Source organism: Burkholderia sp. AU30280 (genome assembly GCF_020420125.1).
Lineage (GTDB): Bacteria > Pseudomonadota > Gammaproteobacteria > Burkholderiales > Burkholderiaceae > Burkholderia.
Map to the genome: position 1 here is coordinate 40,882 of NZ_JAIZRY010000004.1, position 23,091 is coordinate 63,972.

The following is a 23,091-nucleotide window of genomic DNA, read 5'->3' on the forward strand; positions in this document are numbered from 1 at the left end:
CGCCTACGCTCTGCGGAAGGCTTTGCACGGGACTGGCCGGGCGCCGCGGCGCGCCCTCCAGCCGACGTGCAGGCAACCCAGGAGACGCACGCATGAACGACACCGCTCGCACGCCGGACGCCGGCGCATCCAACATCCCCGACAGCCGGGGCATCAATTTCTTCACGGTCGATCCCGATTTCGGTGCGTTGCTGAAGCTGCATCTCGGCGATGCGCACTATGCCGATCTGGAGCCGCAACTGCGCGCGCTCGGCGCACGCGTGTCGGGCGAGCTCGACGAATGGGCGTCGCGCGCGGACAAGCACCCGCCCGTGCTCGAGCATCGCAACCGGCGCGGCGAGGCCGTGCAGCGGATCGACAAGGATCCCGCGTATGTCGCGCTCGAACGCGTCGCGTATTCCGAGCTCGGGCTCGCGTCGCTGAGCCACGGGGCCGGATCGGTGCCGCCGCTCGTCAAATACGCGCTGACGTTCCTGTTCGTGCAGGCGGAATTCGGGCTGTGCTGCCCGGTCAGCATGACCGATTCGCTGACGCGCACGCTGCGCCGTTTCGGCGATCCGGCGCTCGTCGCGCGCTACCTGCCGATGCTTGCGTCGCGCGACTTCGACACGCTGTACCAGGGCGCGATGTTCATGACCGAGCAGGCGGCCGGTTCCGACGTCGGCCGGATCGCGACGCGGGCGACGCGCGAGACGGACGCGCACGGCGAGACCGTCTGGCGCCTGACCGGCGACAAGTGGTTCTGCTCGAACGCGGACGCCGATCTCGCGATGGTGCTCGCGCGGCCCGACGGCGCGCCGGACGGCATCAAGGGCCTCGCGCTGTTCCTGCTGCCGAAGACGCTGCCGGACGGCACGCGCAACCGCTACCGGGTCGTGCGCCTGAAGGACAAGCTCGGCAGCCGTTCGATGGCGAGCGGCGAGATCGCGCTCGAAGGCGCGCAGGCGTACCTGATCGGCGAGATCGGCCGCGGCTTTCACCAGATGGCCGACATGATCAACATGTCGCGACTGTCGAACGGCGTGCGCGCGGCCGGGCTGATGCGGCGTGCGCTGAACGAAGCGCTGCACGTCGCCGCGCATCGCGAGGCCTTCGGTCGCAAGCTGATCGAGATGCCGCTGATGCAGCGCCAGTTGCTGAAGATGCTGTTGCCGGCCGAGGCCGCGCGCGCGATGTTCATGCAGATCGCGCTGCTGCTGCCGCAGGCCGATGCGGGCGACGAGCAGGCCGCGCGCTGCGTGCGGATCCTGACGCCGCTGATCAAGTTCCGCGCGTGCCGCGATGCGAGGCGCGTGACGGGCGATGCGATGGAAGTGCGCGGCGGCACCGGCTACATCGAGGAATGGAGCGACGCGCGCGTCGTGCGCGACGCGCATCTCGGCTCGATCTGGGAGGGCACGAGCAACATCGTCGCGCTCGACGTCGCGCGGGCCGCGCAGCGCGAACAGTCGCTCGATGCGCTGCGCGCGTTTCTCGGCGACCGGCTCGGCGGGGCGCCGCTGCCCGATGCGAGCCGTGCGGCGCTGCGGCGCATTCTCGCGCGCGCTTGCGACGCGCTCATGCGGGTCGCGGCCGAAGGCGACGACGCTCGCGTGCGGCAGGCCGCGTCCGCGCTGTACTACGCGAGCGCTGCGGTGCTGATGGCGTGCGAGGGCGTGCGGCTCGCGCCGGATTTCCGGCGGCTCGCGCTCGCGCACCTGATCGTGCGCCACAAGCTGCTGCCGGTCGATCCGCTTGCGCCGGCATCGCGCGACGACGAATCGGCCGCCTATGGCGCGCTGCTGCGCGGCACGCCGATCGCGCTCGATACCGCGCTCGACCTGCTGCCGGAGGTCGAACGATGAGCACGACGCGTGGCGCACTGGACGGCCTGAAGGTCGTCGACCTGAGTCGCGTGCTCGGCGGTCCGTACTGCACGCAGGCGCTTGCCGACCACGGGGCGACGGTGGTCAAGATCGAGCCGCCGGACGGCGACGAGACGCGCGGCTGGGGGCCGCCGTTCCTCGGCGATACCGCGTGGTACTTCATGGGCGTGAACCGCAACAAGGAAGGGCTCGCGCTCGACCTGTCGCGCGACGAAGGCCGCGCGATCCTGTGGCGCTTGCTCGACGAAGCCGACGTGCTCGTCGAGAACTTCAAGCCGGGTACGCTCGCGCGCTGGGGGATGGACTATGCGCGCGACCTGCAACCGCGCTTTCCGTGGCTGATCCACTGCGCGGTGACGGGCTTCGGCGCGGACGGTCCGCTCGGCGGGCTGCCCGGCTACGACGCGGTGATCCAGGCGATGGCGGGGCTGATGAGCGTGAACGGCGAGCGCGACGGCGACGCGACGCGGATCGGCCTGCCGATCGTCGACATGGTCACGGGCCTCAACGCGCTCGCGGGCATCCTGCTGGCGCTCGCGGAGCGCGAGAAGAGCGGGTGCGGGCAGTCGATCGACATCGCGCTGTACGACTGCGGCGTGTCGCTGCTGCATCCGCACCTGCCGAACTTCTTCGGTTCCGGACGCGTGCCGGCGCGCAGCGGCAACGCGCATCCGAACATCGCGCCGTACGACAGCTACCGCACGGCGACGGTGCCGATCTTCCTCGCGATCGGCAACGACCGGCAGTTCGCGCGGCTCGTCGCGCATCTCGGCGTGCCGGCGCTCGCAAGCGATCCGCGCTTCGTCGACAACCGCAGCCGCTGCGCGCACCGGCCCGAGCTGAAGGCCGAGCTGGAGGCACGGCTCGCCGCGCACGCCTGCGAGCCGCTCGCGCGCGACCTGATGGCGGCCGGCGTGCCGTGCGGCCCCGTGCGAACGGTGGCCGACGTCGCGCACGATCCGCATGCGCTGCACCGGAACCTGTTCGTCGAGATCGGCGCGTATCGCGGCACGGCGTCGCCGGTGAAGCTGTCGCGCACGCCGGCCACCTATCGTTCGCCGCCGCCCGCGCTCGGCGGCGACACGCGCGCGGTGCTCGATCGCCTCGGCGTCGATCCCGCGCTCCAGCAGCAACTGCTCGACGCCGGCGTGCTGAGGGAGACCCCCGGCTAGGCGCCCCCGACTGACACGACGCCGCCGGCCGGCGGCGCGATGCCGGCCACCCGGGAAAGGCGCGCGACAGTCGCGCCCCCGAAACCCAACATGGAGACATCGATGAGCCGTCAGCAATCCCCGACCGCCGCGCCGCAACCGCGGCCCGGCCGTGCCGCCTTCGCGGCGTTCGTCGGCACCACGATCGAGTGGTACGACTTCTACATCTACGGCACGGCCGCGGCGCTCGTGTTCGGCAAGGTGTTCTTTGCGAGCACGATGGATCCCGGCGTCGCGACACTGCTGGCATTCGTCACGTTCTGGGCCGGCTTCGCCGCGCGGCCGCTCGGCGGGATCGTGTTCGGGCATCTCGGCGATCGTGTCGGCCGCAAGACCGCGCTCGTGATCACGCTGGTGATGATGGGGCTGGCCACGACCGGCATCGGCCTGTTGCCCGGCTATGCGCAGATCGGCGTCTGGGCGCCGGCCGGCCTCGTCGTGCTGCGCGTACTGCAGGGCATCGCGGTCGGCGGCGAATGGGGCGGCGCGGTGCTGATCGCGAGCGAGAACGCGCCGAAGCATCGCAGTATCCTGTATGCGGCGTTCGCGCAGCAGGGCTCGCCCACCGGCAACCTGCTGGCCACGGCCGCGTTCTTCGCGCTGAGCGCGCTGCCGACACCGTCGTTCCTGATGTGGGGCTGGCGCATTCCGTTCCTGCTGTCGGCCGTGCTCGTGATCATCGGCATGGTGATCCGGCTGAAGCTCGAGGAATCGGTCGAGATGCAGCGCGTGCTCGCGCGCAAGCGCACGGTGAAGCTGCCGCTGCGCGATGTCGTGCGCGATCACTGGGTGGTCGTGCTGCTCGCGGCCGGCACGCTGCCGGTGATCAACGTCACGTACTTCCGCAGCACGTTCGCGCTGTCGTGGGCGACGAAGGAGCTCGGCTACGCGCAGGGCACGTTCCTCGGCATCCTGTCGATCTCGCTCGTCGTGCAGTTCCTGATGCAGCCGGTCGGCGCGTGGTTCGTGTCGAAGGTCGACATGCGTCGCGCGATGTGCTGGATCCTGATTCCGGAAATCGTGCTGATGCCCGTGATGTTTCATGCGCTCGCGACCCGTTCGTACTGGGTGGCCGTCGCGGGCATGTGCATCTCGACGATTCCGTCAGCGATGTTCTACGGTGCGGTCGGCGGCGTGCTCGCACGCGTGTTCCCGGCGAACATTCGCTACACGGGCCTGTCGCTCTCGTACCAACTGAGCGCGCTCGTCGTCGGCGGCGGCACGCCCGTGCTCGCGCAGGCGATTCTCAACGCGACCGGCAGCATCGTCGGCGTCGCGGTCGCGTCGGGGCTTTACGCGTTCGTGTCGCTCGTCTGCATGCTGGCGCTGCTGAACCGCACCGGGTATCGCGCGGATGAACTGTCGACGGCCGAACGCAGCGACGCGGCTGAATGGGGCACCGAAGGCGGCAACGCGGAAGCCGCGGCCGACGGGCGCGCGCAGCCGGGTGAGGGCGGCGCGCTGAAGCCGGCCGGCTGAGCCGCACGGAATACCGCCCCGCGCGAGGCCGGAACGCGCGGGACGCGCATCCCAAAAGAAAACGGCACCGTGCGAAACACGATGCCGTCTTTCCCGGAGTGCGCGGCCGGCAGCCTGCCGGCCGCGCGCATCGCGTCATCAGCCTTCCGTCGGCGGCACGTAGCCGGACGCCTGGTCCGCGCCGTCACCGAAGAAGTACTTCTCGGTCTGCTTCATCAGGTACTGGCGCGCACGCGGATCGGCCATGTTCAGGCGGTTTTCGTTGATCAGCATCGTCTGCTGCTTCAACCAGCCTTGCCACGCTTCCTTCGAGACGCTTTCATAGATGCGCTTGCCGAGTTCGCCCGGCAGCGGCGGGAAATCGAGACCTTCGGCTTCCTTGCCGAGCTTCGCGCATTGAATCATACGGGCCATCGTGTACTTCTCCTGTAATCGGACTGGGGGAGGGCGGGCGTCTTGCGCCGCTCAGAGCTGCTTCATCAGCACGAGCGACTTGCGCTGCCAGTTATAGAGTTTGCGGCGGTCTTCCGGCAGGTCGTCGACGCTGACCTTGACGAAGCCGCGCTTGAGGAACCAGTGCTCGGTGCGCGTCGTGAGCACGAAGATATGCGTGAGGCCGCGCGCGCGCGCGCGCTGCTCGATGCGCTTGAGCAGGCGTTCGCCGTCGCCCGAGCCCTGCGCTTCCGGCGCGACCGTCAGGCACGCCATCTCGCCGATCTTCTCCTGCTGGTACGGATACAGCGCCGCGCAGCCGAACAGCACGCCATCGTGCTCGATCACCGAGAAGTGGTCGATGTCGCGTTCGATCTGGTGGCGGCCGCGGCGCACCAGCGTGCCGTCCGACTCGAGCGGCTCGATCAGCGACAGGATGCCGCCGACGTCGTCCGGCGTCGCTTCGCGCAGGCTTTCGAGGTTCTCGTACGAGATCATCGTGCCGACGCCGTCGTGCAGGAACAGTTCGAGCAGCATGCTGCCGTCGAGCGATTGCGGGATCAGGTGCGCCCGGGTCACGCCGCCGCGGCACGCGCGGATCGAATGCTTCAGGAAAAACGCGTCGTCGCCCTGGATGTTGCCGGAATCGAGCAGCTCGGCCGCCGCGTCGAGCGACATTTCGCGGATCAGCCCGCCTTCGTCGTCGACGATGCCGGGGCCGTCGGTCAGGAACACGATCTTGTCGGCGCGCAGCGCGATCGCGGCGGCCGACGCCACGTCTTCCATCGACAGGTTGAACGCTTCGCCGGTCGGCGAGAAGCCGAGCGGCGACAGCAGCACGAGCTTGCGGCTCGCGAGCGAATGACGGATCGATTCGGCGTCGATCTTGCGCACGATGCCCGTATGCGCGAAATCGACCCCGTCGAGAATCCCCACCGGCCGCGCGGTCACGAAGTTGCCCGACACGACGCTGATGTGCGCGTGCGCCATCGGCGAGTTCGGCAGCCCCTGACTGATCGCGGCCTCGATGTCGAGACGTACTTCACCGGCCGCTTCCTTCGCGGATTCGAGCGCGCGCGCATCGGTAATGCGCAGGCCGTGCGAAAACTCGGATTCGACACCGTGCAGGCTCAGCTGCTCCTCGACCTGCGGGCGCGAACCGTGCACCAGCACGATCTGGATACCCATCGCCTGCAGCAGTGCGATGTCGGACACGAGCGCGTTCAGCAGCCCCTGCTGCACCACCTCGCCGCCAAACCCCACGACGAACGTGCTGTTGCGGAACTTGTGGATATAGGGCGCGACGGAACGCATCCAGTCGACGAACTGCGCGTGGCTGGCGGCCGAATCGTCGGCGGCCGGCGGCGTCGCGGCGCCGGTCTGGGCGGGAGGGAGGTCGGTTTGGGAATTCATGGGCGGGATTATAATGCGCCCCCATGTCGAATGTACCTAAAAGTCCCGCGCCGACGCGGGCCAAAGCGCCGTCGGCCCGGCACCCGGATGGTGCGGCCGATGCACGCCAGCAGCAGGGCCAGCCGCCGCGCCGGCCGCAGCAACAGCAGGCGGGCCAGCCTGCGCAAGCGCCGCGCGGGCCGCGCGGCGACGAATCGCGCGGCGACGCGCGCCAGCCGGCCGCGAAGGACGCGTCCGCTGCGACGGGCGAGCGCGCGCCGCGCCGCGAGCGTGCGCCGCGCGCCGTCGTCGCACCGAACCCGGTCCCGCCGATCACGTACCCCGAAAGCCTGCCCGTGTCGGGCAAGCGCGACGAAATCGCGCGCGCGATCGCCGGTCATCAGGTTGTCATCGTCTGCGGCGAAACCGGTTCGGGCAAGACCACGCAGCTGCCGAAGATCTGTCTCGATCTCGGCCGCGGCCTCGGCGCCGGCGGCACGGGCCTGATCGGCCATACGCAGCCGCGCCGCCTCGCCGCGTCGTCCACCGGCCGCCGGATCGCCGAGGAACTCGGCACGCCGTTCGGCGAAGTGGTCGGCTACAAGGTGCGCTTTACCGACAACCTCGCGCCGGGCGCGTCCGTGAAGCTGATGACGGACGGGATCCTGCTCGCCGAGACGCAGACCGACCCGTTGCTGAAGGCGTATGACACGCTGATCATCGACGAGGCGCACGAGCGCAGCCTGAACATCGACTTCCTGCTCGGCTACCTGAAGGAAATCCTGCCGAGGCGGCCGGACCTGAAGCTGATCGTCACGTCCGCGACGATCGACGCCGATCGCTTCGCGCGCCATTTCGGCACTGACGAGCGTCCCGCGCCCGTGATCGAGGTGAGCGGGCGGCTGTATCCGGTCGAGATGCGCTACCGGCCCGTGGCCGAGGATCGCCCGGCCGTGAAGAACGCCGAGGGCACGGCCGGCCGCGACCGCGTGAAGACCGCGCGCGAAGCCGAGCGCGACCTGATGGATGCGATCGTCGACGCCGTCGACGAGCTGTGCCGCGAAGGCCCCGGCGACGTGCTGGTGTTCCTGCCCGGCGAGCGCGAGATTCGCGAGGCGGCCGAGGCGCTGCGCAAGCACCACCCGCCGCACACCGAGATCCTGCCGCTGTTCGCGCGGCTCTCGGCGGCCGACCAGGACAAGGTGTTCAAGGCGTCGAACGCGCGCCGGATCGTGCTCGCGACCAACGTGGCCGAAACCTCGCTGACGGTGCCGGGCATCCGCTACGTCGTCGATACGGGCCTCGCGCGTGTGAAACGCTATTCGTACCGGAACAAGGTCGAGCAGCTGCAGGTCGAGTCGATCTCGCAGGCGGCCGCGAACCAGCGCGCGGGCCGCTGCGGCCGCGTGGCCGACGGCGTCTGCATCCGCTTGTACGAGGAAAGCGATTACCAGGCGCGCGCGCGCTTCACCGATCCGGAAATCCTGCGCTCGTCGCTCGCGTCGGTGATCCTGCGGATGAAGTCGCTGCACCTGACGGCGATCGAATCGTTCCCGTTCCTCGAACCGCCGCCCGGCCGCGCGATCGCGGACGGCTACCAGTTGCTCAACGAGCTCGGCGCGGTCGACGACGACAACGCGCTGACGCCGCTCGGCCGCGAACTCGCGCGGCTGCCGCTCGACCCGCGCGTCGGCCGGATGATTCTTGCCGCGCGCGACCAGAAGTCGCTGCGCGAGGTGCTGATCATCGCGAGCGCGCTGTCCGTGCAGGACCCGCGCGACCGCCCGATCGAAGCGCAGGAGCAGGCCGACCAGGCGCACCGCCGGTTTGCCGACGAGCGTTCCGAATTCCTGCAGTGGCTGAAGATCTGGGCGTGGTTCGAAGAGGCCGTCGCGCACAAGAAGTCGAACCGCCAGCTGGTCGACGCGTGCCGGCAGAACTTCCTGTCGCACCTGCGGCTGCGCGAGTGGCGCGACGTCCATTCGCAGCTGCTGACCGTCGTGCGCGAGCACGGCTGGCGCCTGAACGAAGTCGAGGCGACCTACGAACAGGTCCATCTGGCCCTGTTGACGGGCCTGCTCGGCAACCTTGGCCTGAAGGCCGACGACGATCCGCACTATCTCGGCGCGCGCGGGATCAAGTTCTACCTGTGGCCGGGCTCCGTGCTCGCGAAGAAGGCCGGCCGCTGGGTGATGGCGGCCGAGCTCGTCGAGACGAGCCGGCTGTACGCGCGCTGCCTCGCGAAGATCGAGCCCGAATGGGTCGAGAAGATCGGTGCGCACCTGCTGAAGAAGTCGCTGTCGGAGCCGCACTGGGAAAAGCGCCCGGCGCAGGTCAGCGCGTACGAGCGCGCGACGCTGTACGGGCTGCCGATTTATCACCGCCGGCGCGTCGCGTTCGGCAAGCAGGATCCGTCGCGTGCACGTGAGTTGTTCATCCGCGGCGCGCTGGTCGAAGGCGAGTTCGACACGAAGCTTGCGTTCTTCGCGCACAACCGCAAGCTGCTCGCCGACATCGAGCAGCTCGAGCACAAGTCGCGCCGGCAGGACGTGCTGGTCGACGACGAGCTGATCTATGCGTTCTATGACCAGGCGATTCCGGCGGGCATTCACACGGGCGCCGCGTTCGAGCGCTGGTATCGCGACGAGGTGAAGCAGGGCGGCCAGCCCGAGGACAAGCTGCGGCTGCTGTACCTGTCGCGCGACGACCTGATGCGCCACGAGGCGGCCGGCGTGACGACCGAGCTGTTCCCGAAGCGCGCGACGATGGCCGGCGTCGAGATGGCACTGACGTATCACTTCGAGCCCGGCACGCCGCGCGACGGAGTGACGCTCGCGGTGCCGCTGTATGCGCTGAACCAGGTCGACGCGCGCCGCTGCGAGTGGCTCGTGCCCGGGATGCTGAAGGAAAAGGTGCAGTTGCTGCTGAAGTCGCTGCCGCAGAAGCTGCGCCGGCATTGCGTGCCGCTGCCCGAATACGCGGCCGGCTTCGTCGAGCGGATGGGCCGCGAGCGCTTCGGTGCGGGCGGGCTGGTCGAGGCGCTGATCGCCGATGTGCGCGGCGAGACGCAGGTCGCGATGAAAACGGCCGACTTCAAGCTCGAGACGCTGCCCGCGCACCTGTTCATGAACTTCAAGGTGATCGACGAGCACGGCCGCCAGCTCGCGATGGGGCGCAATCTCGCGCAGCTTCGCCAGGAGCTCGGCGCGCAGGCGCAGCAGCAGTTCCAGAAGATCGCGGCGGCGTCGACGATCGCGGCCGGCGGCGATGCCGATGACGGCCAGGCCATGGGCCAGGCGCCGGCGCCGGCCGCCGCGACCGGTACGGCCGCCCGCAACGCGAAGGCCGGCAAGGGCGCGGTGCCGCAGACGGCCGCTGCGGCGGAAGCCGGCGCGACGGCGCTGTACGAGAACCTGACGACGTGGAATTTCGGCAAGCTGCCCGAGCTGCTGGAGATCCGCCGGCGCGGCCAGACGCTGTACGGCTACCCGGCGCTCGTCGATCGCGGCACGCATTGCGACGTCGAAGTGTTCGATTCGCCGGAGGAGGCCGCGCGCATCCACCGGGCCGGCCTGCGGCGGCTGTTCGCGCTGCAGCTGAAGGAGCCGATCAAGTTCCTCGAGAAGAACCTGCCGGGCCTGCGCGAGATGGCGATGCAGTACATGTCGCTCGGCACGCAGGACGAGCTGCGCGACCAGCTGATCGACACGGCGCTCGACCGCGCGTGCCTGCAGGATCCGCTGCCCGACGACGACGCGAGCTTCCACGCGCGCCGCGACGAGGGCCGGAGCCGCCTGAACCTGCTCGCGCAGGAAATCGCGCGGCTGGTCGGGCAGATACTGGCCGAATACGCGGGGCTCGTGAAGAAGCTCGCGCAGGCGAAGCCGTTCGCGCAGGCGCATGCGGACCTGCAGCAGCAGCTCGCCGCGCTGGTCGGCAAGCGCTTCGTGATCGATACGCCCTACGCGCAACTGGCGCACTTCCCGCGCTACCTGAAGGGCATCGCGCTGCGGATCGACAAGCTGAAGGCCGATCCGGCGCGCGACGCGAAGCAGTCGGCCGACCTGTTGCCGCTCGCCCAGCAGTACCAGCGCGCGGTGTCGCAGCGCGGCGGCGTCGCCGATTCGCGGCTCGCGGAATTCCGCTGGCTGCTCGAGGAACTGCGGATTTCGCTGTTCGCGCAGGAACTGCGCACGCCGATGCCTGTCTCTGTCAAGCGTCTGCACAAGGTCTGGGAGTCGATGCAGCGCTAGCGCAACATCGGTTGCCGGGCCCGCACCGGCGGGCGGCCCCGGTCGGCCGCGCGGCGCCTGCCGCGCCGGCCGACAGGGCCGCCGCGGCGTGCGTCGAAGGGGCGCAATGCCGGCTTCGGTCAACCGGCCGGGCCGGTTGAACGTTTTACAATGACGGTTGTTCCACGACGTGAGTCTTCATGCGCACTTTCCTTTCCCTCGGCCGCACGCTCGCGCTGGCCGCCGCCGTGCTGGCGCCCGCCGCACACGCCAATAACGTGATCGTCCTCAATTCGGCCGAAGCGACGCTTTCCCTGATCGACCAGCAGACCCGCCAGGTCGTCGGCACGATGCCGACCGGCAAGGAACCGCATCACCTGATGATCACGCCCGACAATTCGTCGCTGATCGTCGCGAATTCGGTCTCGAACAGCCTGATGTTCCTCGATCCCAAGACGGGCAAGCTGCAGCGCACCGTCGAAGGGATCGACGATCCTTACCAGCTCGGCTTCTCGCCCGACCGCAAGTGGTTCGCGGCCGCCGGCCTGCGCCTCGACCGCGTCGACATCTACAGCTACGACGGCCGCGACCTGAAGCTCGCGAAGCGCGTGCCGCTCGAGGTGATGCCGAGCCACCTCGCGTTCACGAAGGACAGCAAGACCTTGCTCGTATCGCTGCAGGTCTCCGGCGAGATCGCGGCGATCGACCTGCCGACGCAGACGGTCAAATGGAAGATGAAGGTCGGCAAGGTGCCGGCCGGCCTGTGGCTCACGCCGGACGACAAGTACCTGCTCGTCGGGATGACGGGCTCGGATTACGTCGCGGTGGTCGACTGGCGCAACCAGAAGGTCGTCAAGCAGATCGTCACGGGCAAGGGCGCGCACAACTTCCGTTCGCTCGCCGACGGCACGCACGTCGCGGTGACGAACCGGGTCGCGAACACGATCAGCATCATCGACGAGAACACGCTCACCAACGTCGGCGACATCACCGGCCTGCTGCCGGGCCCGGACGACATGGAACTGTCCGCCGACAAGAAGACGCTGTGGGTGACGTTCCGCTTCGCGAAGAAGGTCGGGATCATCGACCTGCCGTCGCGCAAGCTGGTGCAGACGATTTCCGTCGGCCGGTCGCCGCACGGCATCTACTTCTACGACCGTGCGCCGTGGCGCGCGGCGAACGGCGCCTGACGGACGGAGGTTCGCGATGCTTCACCTGATCGATACCTTCGTGTCGAACATCCAGACCTGGCTGTACGTCGACGTCGTGCAGCCGCTCCTCTTCAAGTTCAACATGATGGACTACGACGAGGACACCTACGACGCGCTGTACTGGGTGATCATCGGTGCGCTGCAGATGATCGTGATGTTCGTGCTGCTGCGCCCGCTCGAGGCGCTGCGGCCCCTCGAGGACTGGAAGGACCGCAAGGCCGTGCGGGTCGACGTGATCTACACGGCGATCTCCAAGCTCGGGATCTTCTCGCTGCTGTTCTTCTTCGCGTTCCAGCCGCTGTTCGACAACTTCCAGGCATGGTTGCGCCTGCACGGCATCGCGAACTTCGACCTCGACTACCTGTGGCCGGGCGTCACGTCGCAGCCGATCGTCACGTTCGCGATCTATCTCGTCGTGCTCGATTTCGCCGGCTACTGGTATCACCGCTGGCAGCACAAGATCGGCATCTGGTGGGAGCTGCATGCCGTGCATCACAGCCAGCGCCAGATGTCGCTGTGGTGCGACGACCGCAACCACCTGCTCGACGACGTGATCCAGGCCGGCTTCTTCGCGGCGATCGCGCTCGTGATCGGCGTGTCGCCGTCGCAGTTCGTCGTGCTGACCGCGTTCACCAACTTCATGCAGAGCATCCAGCACACGAATGCGCGGTTGTCGTTCGGCTGGCTCGGCGAGCGCCTCGTCGTGAGCCCGATCTTCCACCGCCGCCACCACGCGGTCGGCTACGGTCACGAAGGCACCAAGTACGGCTGCAACTTCGGCGTGCTGTTCCCGTGGTGGGACATGATGTTCGGCACCGCGTCGTGGAACCGCACGGTCGAGCCGACCGGCATCCGCGACCAGGTCGAAGGCGTGTCCTACGGCGAAGGCTTCTGGGCGCAGCACGGCCTCGCGTTCGTGCGGATTTTCCGGCGCCTGTTCCCTGCCAAGCGCGGCGCGGCATCGGCCTGATCCGGCCATTTTCACGTTGAGCGGCTCTCCCACGCGGCCCGCATGTGCTTTGGCGCATGCGGGCCGCGTGGTTTATCCTTTCCCCGTTTTTCTCCGTCGATACAGGCTCGCATGAACGACTTGCTGCGTTCCTTCGTCCGGGCATTGGCGAGCGCACTGCATCCGCGCATGCTTTGGCTCACCCTGATGCCGTTTCTCGTCTCGGCCGTCCTGTGGGGCGTCGTGCTGTGGTTCTCGTGGCAGACGCTGCTGGATCTCGCACGCGGCGCGCTCGACGGCTTCGTGCTGACGGCCATGCTGTACCGCGCGTTCGACGCGATCGGCATGTCGCAGCTGCACGCGGTCGTTGCGCCGTTCGTGGTCGTGTCGCTCGCGATTCCGCTCATCGTGCTGACCGTGCTGCTGCTGATCGCGACGATTTCGATGCCGGTCGTGATCAAGCACCTGTCGAACCGGCAGTTCGCGGCGCTCGAGCCGAAGCGGGGCGGCACCTTCTTCGGCAGCGTGTTCAATTCGCTGGGGGCGGCGCTGGCCGGCGTCGTCGTGCTGGTCGTCACGATCCCGCTGTGGCTGATCCCGCCGTTCTTCGCGCTGCTGCCGCCCGTGATCTGGGGCTGGCTCACGTACCGCGTGATGACCTACGACGCGCTCGCGCTGCACGCGAGCCGCGACGAGCGCCGGGCGCTCGTGCGGCAGCACCGCTGGCCGCTGATCGGCATCGGCGTCGCGACCGGGTTGCTCGGCACCGTGCCGACCTTCGTATGGGTATCGTCGGTCTGGATGATGGTGCTGTTCCCATTCGTCGCGGCGGCCATGATCTGGGTTTACGCTTTCATCCTCGTCTTCTCGGCGCTGTGGTTCGGGCATTACTGCCTGCGCGCGCTGGAGGACCTGCGTGCGAGTTCGCGCGCCACCGCAATCGACATGGGGCAGGCATGAGCATCGGCATCATCATCATCGGCGACGAAATCCTTTCGGGCCGCCGGCAGGACAAGCATCTGGCGAAGGTCATCGAGTTGCTCGGCGCGCGCGGCCTCACGCTCGACTGGGCCGAATACGTCGGCGACGATCCGGCGCGCATCACGGCGACCCTCGCACGCGCGATCGCGTCGGGCGACATCGTGTTCTCGACGGGCGGCATCGGCGCGACGCCGGACGACCACACGCGCCAGTGCGCGGCCGCCGCGCTCGGCGTGCCGCTCGAGCTGCATCCGGAAGCGAAGGTGCTGATTTCGGAACGGATCCGCGAAACGCACACCGATCCGGCCACGCCGGTCGACTTCGATTCGCCGGAGAACCAGCACCGCTTCAACATGGGTGTGTTCCCGGCGGGTGCGACGATCATCCCGAACGGCTACAACCGGATTCCCGGCTTCTCGGTCGGCGACCTGCACTTCGTGCCGGGCTTCCCGGTGATGGCGTGGCCGATGATCGAATGGGTGCTCGATACGAAGTACGCGCACCTGCATCACGCGACGCCGCACGCGGAGCGCTCGCTGTACGTGTTCGAGCTGCCGGAATCGACGCTCACGCCGCTGATGGAGCGCATCGAGCGCGATTTCCCGGGCGTGCGCGTGTTCAGCCTGCCGAGCGTCGGCGATGCGGAGCGCGGCGGGATCTATGCGCGCCGTCACATCGACCTCGGCGTGAAGGGCGAGCCGGAAGCGGTCGCGGCCGCGTACGTGAAACTGCGCGAAGGCGTGCACCTGCTCGGCGGCGACGTCGTCGAACCCGATACGCCGCGCGCCTGAGCGCCCACTCGATCAGCCGTACAAAAGCCACGGGCCGCGCAACGCGGCCCGTCATCGGCATGTCATCGCCCGGTCCGACGATGGGGTTGTCGTCACCGGCGGGAGCGGCGTGCCGTCAGGCGCCGATCCACGGCAGTTTCCGGAAGCACCAGCCGTCGACCGTCTTGCGGTGGCCTTCGGCGTCCTTTGCGCCCTCGAAGCCTTCGAGCAGATCGAACGCCTTCGTGAAGCCGGCCTGCGTGGCGGCGACCGCGGCGAGCTTCGAGCGCGCGGCACTGCGGCACAGGAACAGGATGGGCGTATCGGCCGGGAGGGCTGCCTTCAGTTCGTTGACGAATTCGGCGTTCGGCACGCCGCCCGGGTAGCGCGTCCATTCGAGGTGCAGGTACTGAGCGTCGCCGACGAGCGGGCGGCCGATCCAGTCGAGTTCGGCGCGGGTGCGCACGTCGACGAGGCGCGCCGACGGATCGAGCTGCAGCAGTTCGAAGGCCTCGGCCGGCAGCAGCGCCCCGGCGTAGTTGAGCGCGGCTTGTGCGCGGCGTTCGTCGGCCTTCGCATAAAGCTGGTCGAGCGTACTCATGGCAGGGAGTCTCCTATCGGTCAAACGAACATTCTAGCGCGGCGTCGCGGCACGGATGGCCGTGTGCGGTACGGTGCGCGCGCCTCACACTCGTTCACCAAAAAAGTGCAGAATGGCACGTGTGCACCAGAATGATTCGGCGGGCGCGGCGCGTTGCTGCGATTGCACCATCGCGGTGCCTTCGGTTGGCAGGCGGTGCGAAGCCGAGCCCCGGAATTGCGCAGCACAGCCCCGTCGAGACGAGCGCTGGCGCGATTCGCGCCAACCTTGCGCATAGGTGGCACGGAAGCTGCTTTATAGGAATCGGTCGAATCGGGGCGCGCTGCGCCAAAGCAAGATCCCGATCAGCTCGATAAACGAGGCGGTTCCCAGTCCGCCGGAATTGTTCAATCAGGAGAAGAGGTTATGAGTAAAACCGTCGCCGACGTCATGCAGCTCGTGAAGGACGAGGACGTCAAGTTTGTCGATTTCCGCTTCACGGATACGCGCGGCAAGGAACAGCACGTGTCGGTGCCGGTTTCGGCGTTTGACGAAGACAAGTTCGAAAGCGGCCATGCATTCGACGGCTCGTCGATCGCGGGCTGGAAGGGCATCGAGGCGTCGGACATGCTGCTCATGCCGGATCCGAACGCCGCATTCGTCGACCCGTTCTATGAAGAGTCGACCCTGGTCCTGACCTGCGACGTGGTCGAGCCGGCCGACGGCAAGGGCTACGAGCGCGATCCGCGTTCGCTCGCGAAGCGCGGCGAAGCGTACCTGAAGAGCACGGGCATCGGCGACACGGCGTACTTCGGTCCGGAGCCGGAATTCTTCATTTTCGACTCGGTCCAGTGGAACACGGACATGTCGGGCTGCTTCGTGAAGATCAACTCGGAAGAAGCGCCGTGGTCGGCAGGCAAGGAATTCGAAGGCGGCAACACGGGCCACCGTCCGGGCACGAAGGGCGGCTACTTCCCGGTCGCGCCGGTCGACACGTTCCAGGACATCCGTTCGGAAATGTGCCTGCTGCTCGAACAGCTCGGCATCCCGGTCGAAGTGCACCACCACGAAGTGGCGGGCCAGGGCCAGAACGAAATCGGCACGAAGTTCTCGACGCTCGTGCAGCGCGCCGACTGGACGCAATGGTCGAAGTACATCATCCATAACGTCGCGCACTCGTACGGCAAGACGGCGACGTTCATGCCGAAGCCGGTCGTCGGCGACAACGGTTCGGGCATGCACGTTCACCAGTCGATCTGGAAGGACGGCCAGAACCTGTTCGCGGGCAACGGCTACGCCGGCCTGTCGGAACTGGCGCTGTTCTACATCGGCGGCATCATCAAGCACGCCCGTGCGCTGAACGCGATCACGAACCCGACGACGAACTCGTACAAGCGTCTGGTCCCGCACTTCGAGGCACCGGTCAAGCTGGCCTACTCGGCACGCAACCGTTCGGCATCGATCCGCATTCCGCACGTGTCGAACCCGAAGGGCCGCCGCATCGAAACGCGCTTCCCGGATCCGATGGCGAACCCGTACCTGTGCTTCACGGCGCTGATGATGGCCGGCCTCGACGGGATCCAGAACAAGATCCATCCGGGCGAAGCAGCGGACAAGAACCTGTACGACCTGCCGCCGGAAGAAGATGCAAAGATCCCGACCGTGTGCGCGGGCCTCGACCAGGCACTCGAAGCACTCGACAAGGATCGCGAGTTCCTGACGCGCGGCGGCGTGTTCACGGACGGCATGCTGGACGCGTACCTTGCGCTGAAGGAGCAGGAGCTGGCGAAGTTCCGCATGACGACGCACCCGATCGAGTTCGAGATGTACTACTCGCTCTAATCGGCGATGGCGCTGCGATTCAGCGCCGTCTTGCCGGTTCGTTCCCGTCGCGCGGCCTGCGGCGGGAACGGCGGAGTCTGAAAGGGGCGGCGTCCAGCCGTCCCTTTTTTGTTCCGGTGATTTTCCTTTTCTGGCCCGTAGAGGCACGACAAGCACGCAGATGGTTCTGAAGAATCTGATCAAGGCGAAAACGGGGCAGCCCGAGCGACTGACGGACGACGATCGGCTCGCACGCTCGGGCCTGCTGGCGGGGCTGGAAGCGCTGCCGACGGTCGTGATCGTGCTCGACCGCAAGACGCTGCGGATCGCGTTCGCGAACCCGTCTGCCGAGGCGATGCTCGACATTTCGCGCCGGCAGCTCGCGCAGCGGCCGTGGGGCGAGATTTTTCCGAATGCGAACGAGCTTGCGTCGACGATCACCGCGATCGGCGAGGAACGCTTTCACGCGACGCACCTCGATACCGTGCTCGACCGGCCCGGCCGCGAACCGCTGCATGTGCATGCGATCGTCGGCTTCCTCGAGACCGCGCCCGATTTCGTGCTCGTCGAGTTGTTCGAGAACGAGCGACAGTCGCGCACCGATCGCGAGGAGCGCATCCACGACCTGACCGCGGTCAACAAGCAACTGATCCGCAACCTCGCGCACGAGATCAAGAACCCGCTCGGCGGCATTCGCGGCGCAGCCCAGTTGCTCGAATTCGAGCTCGGCGAGCGCGAGCGTGGCGAGTTGCGCGAATACACGCAGGTGATCATCAAGGAGTCCGATCGCCTGCAGACGCTCGTCGACCGGTTGCTGGAGCCGCACCGGCATCCGCACATCGTCGGCGACGTGAACATTCATGAAGTATGCGAACGCGTGCGCGCGGTGATGCTCGCGGAATTTCCGCGCGGGCTCACGATCGAGCGCGACTACGACGTGAGCGTGCCGGACCTGCGTGGCGACAAGGAGCAACTGATCCAGGCGCTGCTGAACATCGTGCGCAACGCCGCGCAGGCGCTGCGCGAACGGATTGCGCAGGGCGACGCGAAGATCGAGCTGCGCACGCGCATCGCGCGCAAGGTGACGATCGCGAAGCGCCTGTACCGGCTGGCACTGGACTTGCACGTGATCGACAACGGGCCCGGCATTCCGGAAGAAATCCGCGACCGGATCTTCTACCCGCTCGTATCCGGGCGCGACGACGGCAGCGGTCTCGGCCTGACGCTCGCGCAGACGTTCGTGCAGCAGCACGACGGGATGATCGAGGTCGAAAGCCGGCCCGGACGTACCGAATTTCAGATCCTGCTGCCGCTCGACCATTGAGCGGCGGCATGGCGCGATTCACCAGATTCACCAATATCTGACCGACCTATGAAGCCGATCTGGATAGTAGACGACGACCAATCGATCCGCTGGGTGCTCGAAAAGGCGCTCGCCCGCGACAGCTTCGCGACGAAGAGCTTCGCGAACGTGCGTGACGCGCTGGCCGCGCTCGACCACGAGACACCGCAGGTGCTCGTATCCGACATCCGGATGCCGGGCGGCTCGGGCCTCGAGTTGCTGCAGGCGATGCACGAGCGCCTGCCGGGCCTGCCCGTCATCATCATGACGGCGTTTTCCGATCTCGACAGCGCTGTTGCGGCGTTCCAGGGCGGCGCGTTCGAATATCTCGCGAAGCCGTTCGACGTCGACAAGGCGGTCGAGCTGATCCGACGCGCGGTCGAGGAAAGCCTGCGCGGCGGCGCGCCGCTGGACGAGCGCGTGGCCGAGGCGCCCGAGATGCTCGGCCAGGCGCCCGCGATGCAGGACATGTTCCGTGCGATCGGCCGCCTGTCGCATTCGGCGGCGACTGTGCTGATCACCGGCGAATCGGGCACCGGCAAGGAGCTCGTCGCGCGTGCGCTGCACCGTCACAGCCCGCGTGCGAACGGGCCGTTCATCGCGCTGAACACCGCGGCGATTCCGAAGGACCTGCTCGAATCCGAACTGTTCGGCCACGAGCGCGGCGCGTTCACCGGCGCGCAGACGACGCGGCAGGGCCGCTTCGAGCAGGCCGAGAACGGCACGCTGTTCCTCGACGAAATCGGCGACATGCCGTTCGACCTGCAGACGCGCCTGTTGCGCGTGCTGTCGGACGGGCAGTTCTATCGGGTCGGTGGGCACAACCCGTTGCGCGCGAACGTGCGCGTGATCGCCGCGACGCACCAGAATCTCGAATCGCGCGTGCGGCAGGGGCTGTTCCGCGAGGATCTTTACCACCGGCTCAACGTGATCCGGCTGCGCTTGCCGCCGCTGCGCGAACGCAGCGAGGACATCGCGCTGCTCACGCGCCACTTCCTGCAGAAGAGCGCGCGCGATCTCGGCGTCGAGCCGAAGCGCGTGTCCGACGAAGCGCTGGCTTACCTCACGTCGCTGGCGTTTCCCGGCAACGTGCGCCAGCTCGAGAATCTCGCGAACTGGCTGACGGTGATGGCGCCCGCGCAAACGGTCGAGATCAAGGACCTGCCGCCCGACCTCGTGCCGGCCGGTGCGCCGGTGTCCGCGACGGGCGACGGTGCGGAGGCGCACGCCGGTGGTGGCGATACGGCGTTTTCGCCGCCGGCGATCGGTGCGGCACCGGCGGTGCCAGCGCCTGTCGCGTCGGCGCCGAACGGCAGCGCGCCGGCCGGCTATCCGTTGTGGGAGCATGGCCTGCGCACCGAGGTTGCACGACTGTTGCGCGAGAACTCGGCCGACGTGATGGACGAACTCGCACGCCGTTTCGAGGCGGCCGTGATTCGCGAGGCGCTCGATTTCACGCGTGGCCGCAAGGTCGAAGCCGCGGAACGGCTCGGCATCGGCCGCAACACGATCACGCGCAAGATCCAGGAACTCCATCTGGAGCCCTGAGCACGATTTGCGGCATGCGCGGGTATCGCGCATGCCGCGATCGGACATAATCGCGGTTTGCACGCAGCTTGCCATTCCGCCCATCCGCAATGTCCGATTCCTTCCGCTGGCCCGCCGGGGCCGACCCGTTCCGTTTCCTCGAAGCCCTCGACAGCAAGCGCGCCCGCACGTGGGTCGACGAGCAGAATGCGCGCACGCGTGCCGCGCTGCGTGACGACGACGCCTATCGCGCGCTGACGGCGCGCCTTGCCAAAGCGTACCTGCCGCGCGAGCGCCCGGTGATTCCGACCCGCTGGCGCGACTGGGCCTACGACCTGTGGCAGGACGATCTCCATCCGAAAGGGCTGTGGCGCCGCACGCGCTGGGACGACTGGCGCGCGGGAAAACCGGCGTGGCAAACGCTGCTCGACGTCGACGCGCTCGGTGTGGAGGAGGGCGAGTCGTGGGTGTTCGAGCAGGACTCGATCCTGTATCCGGACGGCGATCGCGCACTGCTGTCGCTGTCGCCGGGCGGCGCCGACGCGGTCGTCGTGCGCGAATTCGATCTCGTCGAACGGCGTTTCGTCGACGGCGGCTTCACGATCGACGAGCCGGGGCATCACACGGTCGGCTGGATCGACCGCGATACCGTCTACGTAAGCTGGGATCGCGGCGAAGCGCATGCGACTGCGGCCGGTTATCCGTATGAAGCGCGGCGTTGGGTGCGCGGCACGGCGCTCGCGGATGCGCCCGTCGTCTTCCGTGGCGAACCCGACGACATCAGCGCGGGTGCGGGCTACGATCCGATCGACAACCGCCACGTCGCGTGGCGCAGCGTCGATTTCTTCGACGCGCATGCGTACCGGCTGACCGAGACGGGCGAGTGGGCGCGCTACGACGTACCGCCCCATGTCGAGGTCGGGTTCTGGGAAGGCTGGCTCGTGCTGGAGCCGCGTCTCGACTGGGATTGCGACGGCGTGCGCCATGCGGGCGGTTCGCTGCTCGCGATCCGCGAGCAGGCGTTCCTGGCCGGGTCGCGCGAACTCACGACGCTGTTCGCGCCACAACCGTCGACGTCCGCGTGCACGTGGACGAACACGCGCACGACGCTGATCGCGAGCTGGCTCGACGACGTGCACAACCGCACGATGCTGTGGCAGCCGAGCCAGGCCGACGACGGCACGTGGACGTGGGATGCCCGGCCGTTCGAGTGGCCGGGACCGGGCGATGCGCAGATCGACGTCGAGCCCGTCGAAGCGACGCTGAACGACGAGATTTACGTGGACGTCGATACCTATCTCGATCCGCCCGAATGCTGGCTGGCCGATCTTGCCGATCGCGCGGACGATGCGCCGTCGCGCCGCGTGCTGCTCGACCGGCCGCCGGTGCAGTTCGACGCGGCCGGGCTCGTCGTGCGTCGCGCGAGCGCGCGTTCGCGAGATGGCACGATGGTGCCGTACACGCTGATCGGGCCGCGCGATGCACTCGACGTGGCCGACGGCGCTGCCCGCGTTGCGCGGCCGTGCCTGCTGTCGGGCTATGGCGGTTTTGCGATTCCGAACCTGCCGGGCTACAGCGATGCGTTCGGTATCGGATGGCTCGAGCGCGGCGGCGTGATGGCGTTCGCGCATATCCGTGGCGGCGGCGAGTTCGGGCCGCGCTGGCACGTCGATGCGCAGCGCGAACATCGCCAGCGTTCGTTCGACGATTTCATCGCGGTGGCCGAGGATCTGGCCGCGACCGGCGTGACGACCGCCGCGCAGCTCGGCATCGAGGGGGGCAGCAATGGCGGACTGCTGGTCGCCGCGTGCATGGTGCAGCGGCCGGAGCTGTTCGGCGCGGTGCTCTGCCGCGTGCCGCTGCTCGACATGCGGCGCTATCCGAAGCTGCATGCGGGCGCCGCATGGCTCGACGAATATGGCGACCCGGACGATCCGCACGAGGGCGCGGCGCTGGCCGCGTACTCGCCGTATCACCGCGTGCGCGACGGCGTCGCGTATCCGCCGTTACTGCTGACGACGTCGACGCGCGACGACCGCGTGCATCCCGCGCATGCGCGCAAGATGGCTGCGCGCATGCATGCGCTCGGTCATGAACGGGTGTGGTACTGGGAGAACACCGACGGCGGCCACGGCAGCGCCGACGATCTGGAACGCGCGGAAGCCGATGCGGCGGAATTCGGGTTCCTGTGGGCTCATCTCGGGCCGGCGCCCGCACGTCGCTGAACGCGCGCGGGCTGCCCGAGCGATCAGCCGACGACCGCGACGACGGGCGTGTGGTCGGACGGCTGTTCCCACGTGCGCGGCGTGCGATCGACTTCGCACGACGTGCAGGTTTCCGCGAGCGCCGGCGACAGCAGCACGTGGTCGATGCGCAGCCCCGCGTTGCGACGGAACGCCATCATCCGGTAGTCCCACCACGTGAAGGTCTTCTCCGGCTGTTCGAAGCGGCGGAACGCATCGACGAAGCCGAGCTCGATCAGTTGCGCGAAGTGTGCGCGTTCCTGCGGCGACACGAGGTTCTGGCCTTCCCATTTCGCGGGGTCGTGCACGTCGCGGTCTTCCGGCGCGATGTTGTAGTCGCCGAGCAGCGCGAGCTTCGGGTAGCGCTGCAGCTCGGTGCGCAGCCATGCCTGCAGCGCGTCGAGCCATTGCATCTTGTAGACGAACTTGTCGGAGTCGGGCGCCTGGCCGTTCGGGAAATACGCGGACACGATGCGCACGCCGTCGATCGTCGCGGCAATCACGCGCTGCTGCGGATCGTCGAAGCCGGGGATGTTGCGCACCACGTCCGACTCGTCGAACGGCAGCGTGTCGCGCGCGAGGATCGCGACGCCATTGTAGGTTTTCTGGCCCGTGAACCAGCTGCGGTAGCCGGCCGCCTCGAGGTCGGCGCGCGGGAATTTCTCGTCCGGCAGCTTCAGTTCCTGCAGGCACAGCACGTCGGTTCCGCTTTGCGCGAGCCAGTCGAGCACATGCTGCTTGCGGACGTTGAGCGAGTTGACGTTCCAGGTGGCGATTTTCATGAACGGGAGTGTGCGTGCGGGGTAAATGCGAAGGCCGCCATCTTACCGCGAGCACGCGGCGCGAACGCGCGCATCGTGCGGGGCGCCGCCGCGCGCGGCGGTTTCGATGGGCCGAGAAGAAATTGTGACAAAAGTATTGACGTGAGTACTCCCTCACCCTATAATTTATTTCTCTGACGCGGGGTGGAGCAGTCTGGCAGCTCGTCGGGCTCATAACCCGAAGGTCGTAGGTTCAAATCCTACCCCCGCAACCAAGCACACCAGACGATGTGCA

General features: G+C 67.9%; 16 protein-coding genes and 1 tRNA gene. 13 read left to right on the plus strand and 4 right to left on the minus strand.

Annotated elements, in window-relative coordinates; genetic code table 11:
- The first annotated feature begins 92 nt into the window (after nt 1-92).
- The 3 genes from LGN17_RS10445 (at nt 93) to LGN17_RS10455 (ending at nt 4,555) form a co-directional block, all read left to right on the plus strand.
- Nucleotides 93-1,844, plus strand: coding sequence for an acyl-CoA dehydrogenase family protein (locus tag LGN17_RS10445; RefSeq protein WP_226196578.1), 1,752 nt, complete (start codon nt 93-95; stop codon nt 1,842-1,844).
- Nucleotides 1,841-3,037 (plus strand): CaiB/BaiF CoA transferase family protein, encoded by a 1,197-nt coding sequence (locus LGN17_RS10450; RefSeq protein ID WP_226196580.1) that lies wholly within the window; start codon nt 1,841-1,843, stop codon nt 3,035-3,037. The genes LGN17_RS10445 and LGN17_RS10450 overlap by 4 nt, the downstream gene beginning before the upstream one ends.
- Nucleotides 3,038-3,139: 102 nt before the next feature.
- The gene (locus LGN17_RS10455; RefSeq protein WP_226196583.1) at nt 3,140-4,555 is read left to right on the plus strand and encodes an MFS transporter; all 1,416 of its coding nucleotides are present in this window, start codon (nt 3,140-3,142) and stop codon (nt 4,553-4,555) included.
- A gap of 138 nt (nt 4,556-4,693) precedes the next feature.
- Here LGN17_RS10455 and LGN17_RS10460 read toward each other — a convergent pair whose 3' ends face one another.
- Both LGN17_RS10460 and argA read right to left on the minus strand, forming a co-directional pair.
- On the minus strand, nt 4,694-4,969 hold the full coding sequence (locus LGN17_RS10460; RefSeq protein ID WP_006478357.1) for an oxidative damage protection protein: 276 nt from the start codon (nt 4,967-4,969) through the stop codon (nt 4,694-4,696).
- Between the two features lie 51 nt (nt 4,970-5,020).
- Complete coding sequence (gene argA, locus LGN17_RS10465) at nt 5,021-6,400, minus strand: amino-acid N-acetyltransferase (RefSeq protein WP_175941547.1); 1,380 nt, start codon at nt 6,398-6,400, stop codon at nt 5,021-5,023.
- A gap of 23 nt (nt 6,401-6,423) precedes the next feature.
- Here argA and hrpA point away from each other — a divergent pair, with 23 nt between their 5' ends.
- From hrpA to LGN17_RS10490, 5 genes are all read left to right on the plus strand, one after another.
- Nucleotides 6,424-10,632 carry an ATP-dependent RNA helicase HrpA gene (hrpA, locus tag LGN17_RS10470; protein ID WP_226196593.1) on the plus strand — a complete coding sequence of 1,403 codons (4,209 nt, stop codon included), beginning with the start codon at nt 6,424-6,426 and terminating at the stop codon, nt 10,630-10,632.
- A gap of 179 nt (nt 10,633-10,811) precedes the next feature.
- On the plus strand, nt 10,812-11,801 hold the full coding sequence (locus tag LGN17_RS10475; RefSeq protein ID WP_226196595.1) for a beta-propeller fold lactonase family protein: 990 nt from the start codon (nt 10,812-10,814) through the stop codon (nt 11,799-11,801).
- Nucleotides 11,802-11,817: 16 nt separating this feature from the next.
- Nucleotides 11,818-12,792, plus strand: a complete 975-nt coding sequence (locus LGN17_RS10480; RefSeq protein WP_226196598.1) for a sterol desaturase family protein — start codon at nt 11,818-11,820, stop codon at nt 12,790-12,792.
- Nucleotides 12,793-12,903: 111 nt separating this feature from the next.
- On the plus strand, nt 12,904-13,731 hold the full coding sequence (locus LGN17_RS10485; RefSeq protein ID WP_175953564.1) for an EI24 domain-containing protein: 828 nt from the start codon (nt 12,904-12,906) through the stop codon (nt 13,729-13,731).
- On the plus strand, nt 13,728-14,543 hold the full coding sequence (locus LGN17_RS10490; RefSeq protein WP_175969420.1) for a competence/damage-inducible protein A: 816 nt from the start codon (nt 13,728-13,730) through the stop codon (nt 14,541-14,543). The genes LGN17_RS10485 and LGN17_RS10490 overlap by 4 nt, the downstream gene beginning before the upstream one ends.
- Before the next feature lie 115 nt (nt 14,544-14,658).
- Here LGN17_RS10490 and LGN17_RS10495 read toward each other — a convergent pair whose 3' ends face one another.
- A complete protein-coding gene (locus LGN17_RS10495) occupies nt 14,659-15,123 on the minus strand; it encodes a rhodanese-like domain-containing protein (RefSeq protein ID WP_175953560.1) in 465 nt (154 codons plus the stop codon).
- A gap of 405 nt (nt 15,124-15,528) precedes the next feature.
- Between LGN17_RS10495 and glnA the strand changes: the two genes are divergently transcribed.
- The 4 genes from glnA (at nt 15,529) to LGN17_RS10515 (ending at nt 22,017) form a co-directional block, all read left to right on the plus strand.
- Nucleotides 15,529-16,944 (plus strand): type I glutamate--ammonia ligase, encoded by a 1,416-nt coding sequence (glnA, locus tag LGN17_RS10500; protein ID WP_175953558.1) that lies wholly within the window; start codon nt 15,529-15,531, stop codon nt 16,942-16,944.
- Nucleotides 16,945-17,104: 160 nt separating this feature from the next.
- The gene (gene glnL, locus LGN17_RS10505; protein WP_226196599.1) at nt 17,105-18,247 is read left to right on the plus strand and encodes a nitrogen regulation protein NR(II); all 1,143 of its coding nucleotides are present in this window, start codon (nt 17,105-17,107) and stop codon (nt 18,245-18,247) included.
- 48 nt (nt 18,248-18,295) lie between these two features.
- Nucleotides 18,296-19,813, plus strand: coding sequence for a nitrogen regulation protein NR(I) (gene ntrC, locus LGN17_RS10510; protein WP_226196601.1), 1,518 nt, complete (start codon nt 18,296-18,298; stop codon nt 19,811-19,813).
- Between the two features lie 89 nt (nt 19,814-19,902).
- Nucleotides 19,903-22,017 carry a prolyl oligopeptidase family serine peptidase gene (locus LGN17_RS10515; RefSeq protein WP_226196603.1) on the plus strand — a complete coding sequence of 705 codons (2,115 nt, stop codon included), beginning with the start codon at nt 19,903-19,905 and terminating at the stop codon, nt 22,015-22,017.
- A 23-nt stretch (nt 22,018-22,040) separates the two neighbouring features.
- On the opposite strand, the gene xth is transcribed toward LGN17_RS10515, so the two are convergent.
- Entirely contained in the window at nt 22,041-22,817 is a 777-nt protein-coding gene (xth, locus tag LGN17_RS10520; RefSeq protein WP_175953552.1) for an exodeoxyribonuclease III, read from the minus strand.
- A 177-nt stretch (nt 22,818-22,994) separates the two neighbouring features.
- On the opposite strand from xth, the gene LGN17_RS10525 reads away from it, so the two are divergent.
- Nucleotides 22,995-23,071, plus strand: a tRNA-Met gene (locus LGN17_RS10525).
- Nucleotides 23,072-23,091: the final 20 nt, after the last annotated feature.

Bases quoted from the DNA above. Each gene is read 5' to 3' on its own strand.
- LGN17_RS10485 (WP_175953564.1), top strand. From the start codon at position 12,904: ATGAACGACTTGCTGCGTTCCTTCGTCCGGGCATTGGCGAGCGCACTG.
- glnL (WP_226196599.1), top strand. From the start codon at position 17,105: ATGGTTCTGAAGAATCTGATCAAGGCGAAAACGGGGCAGCCCGAGCGA.
- LGN17_RS10455 (WP_226196583.1), top strand. From the start codon at position 3,140: ATGAGCCGTCAGCAATCCCCGACCGCCGCGCCGCAACCGCGGCCCGGC.
- LGN17_RS10475 (WP_226196595.1), top strand. From the start codon at position 10,812: ATGCGCACTTTCCTTTCCCTCGGCCGCACGCTCGCGCTGGCCGCCGCC.
- argA (WP_175941547.1), bottom strand. From the start codon at position 6,400: ATGAATTCCCAAACCGACCTCCCTCCCGCCCAGACCGGCGCCGCGACG.
- LGN17_RS10480 (WP_226196598.1), top strand. From the start codon at position 11,818: ATGCTTCACCTGATCGATACCTTCGTGTCGAACATCCAGACCTGGCTG.
- LGN17_RS10445 (WP_226196578.1), top strand. From the start codon at position 93: ATGAACGACACCGCTCGCACGCCGGACGCCGGCGCATCCAACATCCCC.
- LGN17_RS10490 (WP_175969420.1), top strand. From the start codon at position 13,728: ATGAGCATCGGCATCATCATCATCGGCGACGAAATCCTTTCGGGCCGC.
- LGN17_RS10495 (WP_175953560.1), bottom strand. From the start codon at position 15,123: ATGAGTACGCTCGACCAGCTTTATGCGAAGGCCGACGAACGCCGCGCA.
- LGN17_RS10460 (WP_006478357.1), bottom strand. From the start codon at position 4,969: ATGGCCCGTATGATTCAATGCGCGAAGCTCGGCAAGGAAGCCGAAGGT.
- LGN17_RS10450 (WP_226196580.1), top strand. From the start codon at position 1,841: ATGAGCACGACGCGTGGCGCACTGGACGGCCTGAAGGTCGTCGACCTG.
- xth (WP_175953552.1), bottom strand. From the start codon at position 22,817: ATGAAAATCGCCACCTGGAACGTCAACTCGCTCAACGTCCGCAAGCAG.
- glnA (WP_175953558.1), top strand. From the start codon at position 15,529: ATGAGTAAAACCGTCGCCGACGTCATGCAGCTCGTGAAGGACGAGGAC.
- ntrC (WP_226196601.1), top strand. From the start codon at position 18,296: ATGAAGCCGATCTGGATAGTAGACGACGACCAATCGATCCGCTGGGTG.
- LGN17_RS10515 (WP_226196603.1), top strand. From the start codon at position 19,903: ATGTCCGATTCCTTCCGCTGGCCCGCCGGGGCCGACCCGTTCCGTTTC.
- hrpA (WP_226196593.1), top strand. From the start codon at position 6,424: ATGTCGAATGTACCTAAAAGTCCCGCGCCGACGCGGGCCAAAGCGCCG.